Origin of the sequence: Roseovarius nitratireducens (genome assembly GCF_002925845.1) — a bacterium.
GTDB classification, from domain to species: Bacteria; Pseudomonadota; Alphaproteobacteria; order Rhodobacterales; family Rhodobacteraceae; genus Roseovarius; species Roseovarius nitratireducens.
Genome location: NZ_PDNI01000075.1, coordinates 1 through 786 on the forward strand (window position 1 = coordinate 1; position 786 = coordinate 786).

General features: G+C 53.8%; 2 protein-coding genes. Both read left to right on the forward strand.

The window, feature by feature from the left end; genetic code table 11:
- Positions 1-200, forward strand: a 200-nt coding sequence (locus tag CRJ03_RS17625; protein ID WP_240611713.1) for a S26 family signal peptidase, incomplete at its 5' end; no start/stop codon positions are given.
- An 8-nt stretch (positions 201-208) separates the two neighbouring features.
- A partial coding sequence (lepB, locus tag CRJ03_RS19990; RefSeq protein ID WP_104020194.1) for a signal peptidase I occupies positions 209-786 on the forward strand: 578 nt, incomplete at its 3' end.

The window sequence follows — 786 nt, forward strand, 5'->3', positions numbered from 1 at the left end:
AGGGGCATTACTTTTTCATGGGCGACAACCGCGACAATTCCACCGATTCGCGCTTTCCCCAGGCTGTAGGGGGCGTGGGCTCCGTGCCGTATGAAAACCTCATCGGACGTGCCAACCGGGTGATCTTTTCCTCGGCCGGTCGGTCGATGCTGTTCTTCTGGACATGGCGCGGCGATCGATTCTTCGAGAGGCTGGAGTAGGAATCGTAATGAATGCTTTGTTTCCGTTGCGGTTAATCACGTCCGCTTTTGATTGGTCGGGACGTTCGGGGCGTGCCGCATTTACAAGCGTCTTGATTGCTTGGATAGCACTGGCCGTTGTATTGTGGCCAATTGAACAATTCAGCCTAGGCTACCTCGGCTTTGCCTTCATGTTCGTTGTGTTTATGGGCCACCTCCGCAGGAGATTGCGCGATGTGGGTTTTTCCGGCTGGTGGATTTGGCTTCCGTTCATTCCCGCTATCGGCCTAATCTTCATTGGCTTTCTAGCTTTTCGCGAGGGACGAGGCTACGCAGAATCAAAAATTGACGAGGAATACTCCTTGTACGGGTTTCTTGCCGTTCTCTTCTTGGGCTTGTTGATCCTCTCCCGTATTTTATGGACACCGTACCAAATCATCGCGGGGTCAATGAAACCTACTTTATTGACCGGTGACTATCTAGCCGTTCAACCGATTGGTTCGGTGCCCGAGCGTGCCGACATCATCGTGTTTCGTCACCCGGTCGACGGCACCGATTTCATCAAGCGGCTGATCGGGCTTCCGGGCGACCGGATCCAGATGAAGGG